At 46.6% G+C, this 10,716-nt stretch carries 6 protein-coding genes, 1 pseudogene and 1 riboswitch; of the genes and pseudogenes, 4 read left to right on the top strand and 3 right to left on the bottom strand.

Going from position 1 to position 10,716, the window contains the following annotated elements; all coding sequences use genetic code 11:
* Positions 1-198 precede the first annotated feature (198 nt).
* The 3 genes from KV201_RS14835 to KV201_RS14825 form a co-directional block, all read right to left on the bottom strand.
* The gene (locus KV201_RS14835; protein ID WP_226059790.1) at positions 199-948 is read right to left on the bottom strand and encodes a competence protein CoiA family protein; all 750 of its coding nucleotides are present in this window, start codon (positions 946-948) and stop codon (positions 199-201) included.
* 648 nt (positions 949-1,596) lie between these two features.
* Positions 1,597-2,055 (bottom strand): GIY-YIG nuclease family protein, encoded by a 459-nt coding sequence (locus tag KV201_RS14830; RefSeq protein ID WP_226059789.1) that lies wholly within the window; start codon positions 2,053-2,055, stop codon positions 1,597-1,599.
* Between the two features lie 11 nt (positions 2,056-2,066).
* Entirely contained in the window at positions 2,067-4,202 is a 2,136-nt protein-coding gene (locus tag KV201_RS14825; RefSeq protein WP_226059788.1) for a S9 family peptidase, read from the bottom strand.
* 180 nt (positions 4,203-4,382) lie between these two features.
* A riboswitch (FMN riboswitch) is annotated at positions 4,383-4,612 on the top strand.
* 192 nt (positions 4,613-4,804) lie between these two features.
* Between KV201_RS14825 and ribB the strand changes: the two genes are divergently transcribed.
* The 4 genes and pseudogenes from ribB to KV201_RS22650 form a co-directional block, all read left to right on the top strand.
* Complete coding sequence (ribB, locus tag KV201_RS14820) at positions 4,805-5,458, top strand: 3,4-dihydroxy-2-butanone-4-phosphate synthase (protein ID WP_226059787.1); 654 nt, start codon at positions 4,805-4,807, stop codon at positions 5,456-5,458.
* 442 nt (positions 5,459-5,900) lie between these two features.
* On the top strand, positions 5,901-9,125 hold the full coding sequence (locus KV201_RS14815) for an EAL domain-containing protein (protein WP_226059786.1): 3,225 nt from the start codon (positions 5,901-5,903) through the stop codon (positions 9,123-9,125).
* A gap of 571 nt (positions 9,126-9,696) precedes the next feature.
* Complete coding sequence (locus tag KV201_RS14810; protein ID WP_226059785.1) at positions 9,697-10,536, top strand: sulfotransferase; 840 nt, start codon at positions 9,697-9,699, stop codon at positions 10,534-10,536.
* Positions 10,537-10,595: 59 nt separating this feature from the next.
* Positions 10,596-10,700 (top strand): annotated as a pseudogene (locus tag KV201_RS22650) (ESPR domain-containing protein); the annotation flags it as partial.
* Positions 10,701-10,716: the final 16 nt, after the last annotated feature.

Genomic DNA, 10,716 nt, shown 5'->3' with positions numbered 1-10,716 from the left:
CGTTCATCGCCTTTGCAGCTTCGATGATGCTATGGTTTTTATCGAGGACTAATTGGGCTGCTTCAAGTTTGAATTCAGCACTAAATGTTTTTCTGGTTGTTGCTCTCATGTTTTCACCTAAAGTCATCTACGAGGCAATAATATCACCTCTATTTAGGTGGCCAAAATTAGTGTGCCACTACATCTCGAAGACGTTTGTTATTTAACAGCTCCATAGCGAACTAGGAACATTTCTTTTTTATGGGCTTGAATACAGTAATAACTATAATCATTAAAACGCATTAGCTGCCAAAGAATACCCTTTCCAAAGTCCAAATAAACGGGCTTTGTTGCCTGCAACCACACTTGTTTTGGACGCTTCCACTCATAAAAAAAGTGACCAACATGAGTATCCTTAATCAAGTGCTCTATTTTGTCAGATGAATGTATTTCAATTAACTCACCAGGATGATATTCCGAGATATAGAAATAGATAAAGTGACTTTTATGATTCGTATTTTGAACGCCTATATCTACCATAGAAGCATGAGCTGGATCGGGTAATGCAGCCCTTATCTTCATATGTTTAGCTAGATTTCTACCATTCACTACCCAAATCATATCCCCATAAAACTGCTCACGTGATTGTAATTCCGGTAGTGACATAGGTGAATTTTGAAACTCTACTACTGTTCCGTTTGGCAACTTTACATCAGCAATATGCTTTTCACCTGTTTCATCAAAATTAACAATTTCTTGATACTCGTTCGCCCAGTGGTTTTTCCAGTCTCTGTGCCACTCACTTTCATTATCCCACCAAGGATCGCATGAGCTTTTACGAGTATGCGCCCAATGCCAACAAACTTTTGTACCACATTTTGACAGTGTTGGCTTACCGCAAAATTGACATATGCCTTTGGCTTTTGGGAATGGTTCCTGTCTAACTCCATCTACTAACGCGAACTTCATATTAACCTCTTGTTGCATAGAGTTTTAATCGATTAATTTTATGTCCTATTCATCTTATAAAAGAGCAGCACATACAACCCTTTCATTCTTTTAATGATAATCAAGCAACGCCAAAGACCGAAGAAATACACCATCCCCTCGGAGTTGCCGCAGGGCGAATAGGTAAATTGCGTGAGTCTTGCCATGGATGGCAAGCTAGCTTTCGCAGGTGCAGGGACGCATCCTTCGGAAGCGATAGCAAATTTGCCAATGAGCACAAGGGGCTTTCAACTCCGTTGGGGGCGTCATGGAGCATCCAAGGAGGATAGGACGAGCAGTCCTCCTTGGTCGGGTGTGGGGTGAAGCCCCACGACTTTGACTTTGCTTTAAAACGAAGAAAAACATCGAAGGATAAGGCTAGATTTGGGAAGCAGTTTATCGAGACACCCATTGTTAAATTTTGCAATGAAATGGCAGAACGAGGGCTTGTTCAGGCTAACAGGATACTCAGTGGTTAACTAGATTAAGCACTATCATGGAAGTGACCGTTGGCGGCATGGATGCCGTCGTCGAGCCTATAGGGACACTTCTTGTTAAACGAAAGGGCGGCGAGTCACTGGAATGACAGTGCTTAATCATTCCTCGTCACAGAACAAGTATGATTCAGTGTTAACGCTCTAGTAATCCACCCCCTGACTCAATCAACGCAAGTTTTTGAGCACGACTCAGCTTTTTAACGGCAATTTCACGGCGCAGTGCATCGCCGTGACTACCAACCTGCTCTTGATACATCAGCGTTAATGGACCTTTACCGCGCAGATACTTAGCGGATTTGATGCCACCAGACTGATGCTCGCTAAAGCGTCGCGCTACGTCGGTGGTGACGCCTGTGTATAAATGCCCGTTGGCGCAGCGGACTAGATACAAGTACCAGAGAGATGATGACTTTATGGGTGTAGGCTTCAGAGGTGAAGGATTTAATGGTACGGGATTCAGCGAAGCTTCTGTAACAACATTCTTGGTAGCGACGGCGCTAGTCACTGGGGCAAGTGTGTCTGCCCCCAGTGACTCATGTTGCTGTAAAGCACCTATGTCCGTATTACCTGGGCTGACGGCTGATTCGGTCACTTACGAATGACCTACTTTGCCATACCTAACAGACTCAAGAAGAACGCATATTCTTGGGCTGTGTCTTGGTACTGGCGATAACGACCACTCTTACCGCCGTGGCCGGCTTCCATATCCACGTTAAGTAACAAGACTTTATCGTCACTCTTGTACCATAGGTTTTTAACATCGCGCAGCTTAGCGACCCACTTGGCGGGTTCAAAATACTGCACTTGCGAGTCATGCAAACCCGTCGTCACTAACATGTGTGGATATTCTTGCTCGGTGACATTGTCGTAGGGCGAGTAACTCAGCATGTAATCGAAATAGGTTTTCTCGTTCGGATTGCCCCACTCGTCGTACTCATTGGTCGTCAGCGGAATCGACTCGTCCAGCATAGTGGTCACCACATCAACAAACGGCACATGGGCTGCGATGGCAAAATACTTGTCCGGCGCTTGGTTAGCAATTGCGCCCATTAGTAAACCACCCGCACCGCCGCCAGAGGCGACAACCTTGTTTTTATCGCCATAACCTTGTGCCGTTAATGCCGTTGTTACATCGATAAAATCATTGAAGGTGTTTTGCTTATTCAACAGTTTACCGTCGTCATACCAAGGGCGGCCGAGCATTTCTGAACCACGCACGTGGGCGATGGCATACACAAAACCGCGATCGAGCAGACTGATAACGGATGAAGAAAAATCGGGTTCCACTGTGTAACCGTAAGATCCATAACCGTATTGATACAGAGGGTTAGTGCCATCTTTCTTGAATTTATCTTTACGATACACCAAAGAAACGGGCACTTTCACACCATCACGGGCGGTAATAAACACACGTTCGGCACGATATTGGCTGGCATCGAAGCCGCCTAAGACTTGATCTTGTTTCAATAAATCCCGTCTATCGGGATTCACCAGCGAATATTCGTATACGGCTTCTGGCGTTGTCAGGCTAGAGTAGAAAATGCGTAACTTATTGCTGTCTTGCTGAGAATTAACATCTAAACCCATCACATAGGCAGGTTCATCAAAGCTCAACTCGAAGGGCTTTTGACCATTGAACGGCATCACTTTAATTCGCGTCAGGCCGTTTTCGCGGGTCTGAATAATCAGATAATCCTTGAGCACTAACTCATCTTCGATACGGGCATTGGGGTTATGCGCTACCACTTCTTGCCACTTAGATTTGTCCGCCGCATCTTTGATGGCAACTTTCATCAAACGGAAGTTAGTCGCCTGCAAGTTGGTGAGAATGTAATAAGTATCACCCAGCTTAGACACGCTGTATTCGTGGCCTTCTTCACGCGCTAACACTGGCTTGAATAAACCCAGAGGTTCGCTGGCATCGAGCACTGACACTTCGCTCGTCGTGGTGCTCTCTTGGAACAACACAATTTGCGACTCATCTAAGGTTTTGCCGAGCGAGATATAAAAAGAATCGTCTTGTTCTTCATACACTAAAACATCGCTCGATTGCTTAGTGCCTAGCTCATGGCGATACACTTGGTAGCCAAGTAAGGTCTGCAAATCTTTGGCGATATAGAACACATGTTTGTTGTCGTTCGCCCACACCACTCGACCTTCGGTATTTTCAAGCACGTCGACGATCATGTCGCCCGAGGCCAAATCTTTAAAATAAATGTGGTACACACGGCGGCTGAGGACGTCTTCACCAAAGGCCAACATGGTTTCATCTGGGCTAACACTGGCGCCGCCTAAGCCATAAAACTCATGGCTCTGAGCTCGCTCGTTAACATCCAGCATCACTTGCTCAACGCCATCGGCGCCCTTACGGCTGATTAGCGGATATTCGCCGCCTTCTTTATAACGACTGTAATAGCTGTGCTGGTGCCATTGGTACGGCACGCTCGACTCATCGGCGACTAAGCGCTCAGTTAACTCTTTAAAAAGAACATTTTGCAGCGGCTTTAAGGGTTTGAAATAGGCCGCAGTGTAGCGATTCTCAGCTTCGAGATGGGCCAACACTTTAGGATCTTTGCGTTCATCGTCACGCAGCCAATAGTAATCATCGGTGCGCGTTACGCCATGCAAGGTCATCACATGGGGAATTTTTTCAGCAACTGGGGCGGGTACTTGCCCTTTTGAGGTCGAACAACCGGATAACAACATGGCAATACCTAAAGTTAGCAGCAGAGATCGCATTTATACGTCCTTGTGACGTCCATAACGACCGTCGCAGAATGCAACGGCAAGTCAATAAGCTTATGTGTTCAATATGATAGTGGTCAGGTGTGCACTAGCGCAAACATTGAACGCGAGAAGTTGCCATTCGCGGTAAATAAGAGCAACATAACGGCGTTTTTGAGCGCAAACGGTTCAAAAGCAAATTCTCAGGGCGGGGTGAAACTCCCCACCGGCGGTAAATGGGTAACGCTAAGTGATTATTTAACTGAGCATCCCCAAAGCCCGCGAGCGCCCGAAATCACTTTCGGGGTCAGCAGATCTGGTGCCTTAGATTTTGCCTAGTGCAAAACTGACTATTCCAGAGCCGACGGTAATGGACTGTTTGCTTTAATGGCGACAGTGCTGAGTCCGGATGGAAGAGAATGTAAGACAACACCTTGTGGTATTTAAGTGCAACGCGCTTATGTATTGCAGTGTTAGCCTCATGTTTTGCAATAACTTCACCCCAAAGTGAGGTGATATTGCTACAGCAAAATCGAGCCATTAGGTTTGATTAGGTTGTATTTCTGCACGCCCTGATTCTGGATATTCCAATGTCGTATTTTTTAAGGATATTAACCATGAATCAGTCTTTACTTGCTCCTTTTGGTACTGCTATCGAACGCGTTGAAGCGGGTCTTAATGCCCTGCGTCAAGGCCAAGGTGTGTTAGTTGTCGATGACGAAGATAGAGAAAACGAAGGCGATTTAATTTTCGCTGCCGAGACGTTGACGAACGCCCAAATGGCCATGCTCATCCGCGAATGTAGCGGTATTGTTTGCCTGTGTTTACCCGATGAAAAAATCAAAGCCCTCGAACTGCCTGCTATGGTCGAGCACAACTCGAGCCAATACGGCACGGCATTTACTGTGAGCATTGAAGCGACTGTCGGTGTAACGACTGGGGTTTCTGCCGCTGACCGCGTGACCACCATTAAAGCCGCGATTGCCGATGGCGCTAAGCCAAGCGATCTCGCTCGCCCTGGCCATGTGTATCCACTTCGCGCCCAACCGGGCGGCGTGTTAACCCGCCGCGGCCACACCGAAGGCACGATCGATTTAGTGCAACTCGCAGGCTTAAAGCCCGCTGGCGTATTGTGTGAAGTCACCAATCCCGACGGTACTATGGCGCGTTTACCCGAAATTATCGCCTTCGGCGCACAGCACAATATGCCTGTGCTGACGATTGAAGACATAGTGGTCTACCGTAAATCGCTATTGGCTAAGGTCGGTTAAGTCAGACTTCAATGGCCTAAACTTAGGTCATTAATTTAAGACGAAGGGACGTTTCGCTGCGGCAAACGTCCTTTTTATTGAGCATTATTTGCAACCCAACATCGCTTATCCCACCGGTTATACCACTCCCTGAATCAACGCCCATAAGGGCAATAAATAAAGCCATTCTTTCGAATGACAAAATACTGTCTCACATCACAGACAAATGAAATGTTTGTTTGATAGGCAAAAAATACACTAATAAAAATAGTTGCTTAGCTCGATATATAACAATCTGCTTAATTTCGTGACCTAGATTAGATATCCATAAACTAAAGGTCGCCGTGACTGGCCGCCTATGTTAAATATTCTCACCCTGTGCCTAGTTCCATTTTCAACTCAAGTTCAACGTGACTACGTTGAATTTCTTTTTTAGCTAGGCGAACGAGTGGAGTGATCTTTAATGCCGTCAGCGCTACACCACCTCAGTTTGAAGCAAAAGCTCATTCTGTTTTCGCTTGTCCCCTTGTTGATGATGAGTTTTTTTATTCTGACTCGCATGCATGGCTTAATAAATGAATCACACTCGGCCAAGCACAACCATCTTGCGGTGCAGACGACGGTACAAATCACTGAATTACTGTATCAGTTGCAAAACGAATATGGCCTGAGCACCAATCAACTGCCCGCCGATAACGCGCTAGTCGCGCAACAACAGGCGACCTCCAACGCATTCAATACGTTACTTAATAGCGAACCTTTAGCCCACCTCAGTGAGGCGCTCGATCCTAACAGTATTGAAGCAAGTCAGATGAACGCATTATTAGATGCCATCACACTCACAGGCCACAGACTCGCCAACGCACGCCAAACCCTTGCGAGCGAAACACAAAGCCCGTTTACTGACCTCTATAGTCAACTACACACTCAGCTGTTGCAGCTCATTCAACAATTGCAGTTACAGACCAACGAAATCAGCCAATCCCGCGCCTATACCGACTTATTAAACCTGCTAATGGTGCAGGAACTCGCCGTAAAAGAACGTAGCGCAATTAATCATTTGCTGCTCAGCGACTCACTCAATCTGAATGACTATCGCACCATAGGCTCCTTCATGTATGAATATGGCCGAGCCGTAATGCACGCAAGCAATGCAGCGATTTCCGATAGAAAATCGTTACTGCAAAACCTACAAGATTCGCCAGAGAATCAACGTATTCTGCAGATAAGCCAACAAATTGAGCAGCAAACCCGCATTAGCGCACTGGCACAGAATATTAATGCCAACTTAGGTTACGGTGGCTTAATGGGGAGTTTTCAGGATTATCTGCTGAAGGGCGATGACGTTTCACTGCAAAAATTTAATAGCGCGCTGGCGACGATTCATCTCAACTTAGATGAACTCAATCACGAGACCCGCTTTCTTCCCAAATTTAAGCCAGCGCTGAAAACCATTGAGAACAGCATAGATCAATACCAATTCAGCATGGCCAAGCTGCAGCAACTGAAGCAGCAAGGCTTGCCGATGGCGGAGATCAACGCCATCGCGCAAGTCCCAGCCAGTGAGGACAAGTTAAGCCAAGCGATGACACAGCTGTTAATGCCGCCACATCCGATTGACAGCCAAAAATGGTGGGCGCTCACCACCCAGCGTATTGAACAACTGCATCAACTCGCCAAAGACATCACCCAAACCATGGCGCAACAGAGCGAGTATCAACAAAACCAAGCCCTGACCTTCCTCGGCCTGTACTTGTTATCAGCCCTGTTCACCGCAACCGTTACACTCTGGCTCGGACAGAAGATCATTCGCAACTTTATGGATAAAATCACTAAGATTGCTAATGACATGCAGCAAATGGCGGAAGATCCCAAGCTCAATATCAATATCCGCGTCTCAGGTACTGATGAACTCGCTCGCATGGCCCGCGCCATGAACCGGATGATCAGCGAACGGCAGAAGGCGAACCATGCACTCACCCGCGCCGCTGCGGTATTTGACTATTCTGCCGAGGGCATAATGGTGACAGATGCCGATAACCATATCGAACTGGTCAATCCGGCTTTCTGCAATATTACTGGCTATACATTGGAAGAAGTGAAAGGCCGCAGTCCATCCATCCTCAGTTCTAGCCGTCATTCGCAGCACTTTTACACCACCATGTGGGAGTCGCTGCAAACGGAAGGAAAATGGGAGGGCGAGGTTTGGAATAAGCGTAAAAATGGCCAAGTGTATCCCGAGTATCTAGCCATTACAGTGGTGCGAAATGAGCAAGGACAAATAATCCAACACATTGGTTTATTTATGGATATCAGTAAGCGTAAGCAATATGAGCAAGATCTTTGGTATCAAGCCAACTTCGATGCGTTAACGGGACTACCCAATCGTAAGTTGTTTAATGAGCGCCTACAGCACGAAATCCATGTGGCGCAGCATGACTCACGCAAACTGGCGATTCTGCTGATAGATTTAGACCAATTCAAATACATCAACGATGTACAAGGCCATGCCACGGGCGACTTATTACTTAAAGATGTGGCCAAACGCTTAGAAGGCATTGCGGGTAAAACCGACTTTATCGCCCGCATCGGGGGTGATGAATTTGTACTTATTCTGCCGCGACTGACCAACGAACTCGCCATCGAACACATGGCAACGCGTATTATCGAAACCTTAAGCATGCCGTTTGACTTAAATGACCGTGAGATCCAGATTTCAGCCAGCTTTGGTATCGGCGTCTATCCCGAAGATGGCCTCGATGTCAGCTCACTCACCCGCAATACCGAAACCGCCATGTATCAAGCTAAAGATGCGGGACGGAACAATTTCAAATACTTTACCGCGGGCATGAATGAAGCCATGTTCGCTCGGATGGAGTTAGAGCAACGCCTGCGCCGCGCCGTAGCACAAAATGAATTTGCCCTGCATTATCAACCCATAGTAGATATGCAAACTGGAGTCGTCTGCAGCGTCGAAGCCCTTATCCGCTGGCAAGACCCTGACTTTGGCCTGATCCCACCGGATCAATTTATCCCGCTGGCCGAAGAAACCGGACTGATAGAACCTATGGGCGAATGGGTGCTCAACCAAGCCATGCATGATTTGAGACAGTGGCAGAAAAGTGGCTTAAAAATCAATGTTGCGATTAATGTTTCCGGTCGCCAATGTATCAACACCCGCGGCATGGGATTCGACCAAGTACTGCAGGAATGCTTTAACCGCCACCATGTGAACCCGCGCAATGTGCATATTGAGATCACAGAAAGCATGCTGATGGGCGATGCCAGCCACTGCTTGAGCACGCTCGAATCTATTCGCCATTTAGGCTCGCAAATCTATATCGATGACTTTGGTACGGGTTATTCTTCCCTGAGTTATTTGAAAAAATTCCCTATTTCAGTGATTAAAATCGATCGTAGCTTTGTGGAAAATGCCCTCGAAAGTAACGCTAATGCTAACTTAGTCAAAGCTATCGTCATGATGGGGCAAAGCCTCGAAATGGAGTTAGTGGCCGAAGGCATAGAAACCGAGGCCCAGTGGCACTTCCTGCGGGATTTAGGTTGCCACTTCGCCCAAGGATATTTGATCTCTAAACCGCTGCCCTTCGACGAGATCACCCCCTTGCTGCACATCAAGCACACAGCACTGCTCAACCACGATTACCAAGATAGATGCGTGAATATCTAAGATGCTGAAAGCTAGTAATAAATAGCAAAAAAGCAGCCTAGGCTGCTTTTTGTTATGGATTATTGCCAGTATAATGCGTTGCCTTTACTTTGCGCTGCGCTTCCGAGTATAAAACAACCCATATCATCCTGTTAGCTTTCTCAATCTCTACACCAGATCACCAGCAAGATCTGTCTCGAATCGAGCTCAACGTTATGTTTTTCTGCAATCTTGAGCTTGCCCAGTGAAATCCGTGCGCCTGATGCGTTCACATGCGGGAGCTAAAATCAAACCCCATAGATATCGAAGGCTTTACTTAGAACAACGCAAGCCGCTGATAGATGTTTTGGTATCGTATAAGCCATTAAAATAAAAGGAAGAAAGGTGTCACTTGCGATCTAAAAATATGAATATCATCTTTTCTTTAATAAAACCCGAATCCAACCTATCATAAACACTCAATTAACATTCGTGGTATATAAACTTTTTCTGATTTAAGCGCAATATGGTTCTGTGCTGACTTGTAATTCCTGTGATGACACATAGGCAGAAAAAGCACTATTTTTATGAATTTAGTACAACTGGGGTTTGCATGCCTGCTAAGTATCATTTTATCTCTGGTTTACCTCGCTCTGGGTCAACACTTCTATCTGCTATTTTACGCCAAAATCCCCGATTTTCGGCCGGCATGAGTAGTCCCGTGGGTGGCTTGGTGGCGGGTATGATTGCCCAGGTCAGTGCGGGCACTGAGTTTGCATCTCAGGTGGATACGGAGCAACGCCAGATGCTCGCACGCGGTATATTTGACGCTTACTACTTTCGGGAATGCGACAAGGAGGTCATTTTTGACACCAACCGCATGTGGACAGCGAAACTGGGGACCCTGTTGTCGCTGTACCCTGATGCCAAAATTATCGCCTGTGTGCGGAATGTGGCTTGGGTGGTGGACAGCATTGAACGACTTTACCGCGCTAATCCTTTTGAAAATACCAAGCTTTTTAGTGGCAACATGGCTCGTAGCACTGTACACAGCAGGGCCGAAAACTTAACACAACATGAGCAATTAGTGGGTTTTGCCTGGGCGGCTTTAAGAGAAGCCTTCTATGGCGAACACGCTAAATCGCTATTGGTGTTGGACTATGAGCTGTTGGCCAAATTCCCACACAAAGCTATTCCCATCATTTACCAATTTATTGGCGAGCCATTGTTTGAGCACGACTACAATAATGTGCAGTACGACGCCCATGAATTTGACAGCCAGTTAGGCGTACCGGGTTTGCACCGAGTGCGCAGCAAAGTGAGCTTTGAATCGAGGCGCACGGTATTGCCACCAGACCTGTTCGACAAGTATTCCTTAATGTCTTTTTGGGAAGATACTGCTGGCAGTGCAGCTCATGTGGTCGCTCCTGTACCACCCAAAAAAACACCATAACTTACAGACAACTAACCTGATAGTGCTTCTCTATAGGCATATTTTTCGGAACTTTTACTATGAACCGTATATTTAATCTAGTTTGGAATGAAACATCAGGCGCTTTTGTTGCTGTAAGTGAACTGACGCTTAGGCGGGGTAAACGCAGTAGCGGAGTACAAAGAGAAGGAGCTGCAAGTG

Source organism: Shewanella sp. SR1, from assembly GCF_020447145.1.
Taxonomy (GTDB): Bacteria; Pseudomonadota; Gammaproteobacteria; order Enterobacterales; family Shewanellaceae; genus Shewanella; species Shewanella baltica.
Note: the sequence above shows the minus strand (reverse complement) of the source record. Positions and strands in the feature narration are given on the sequence as shown.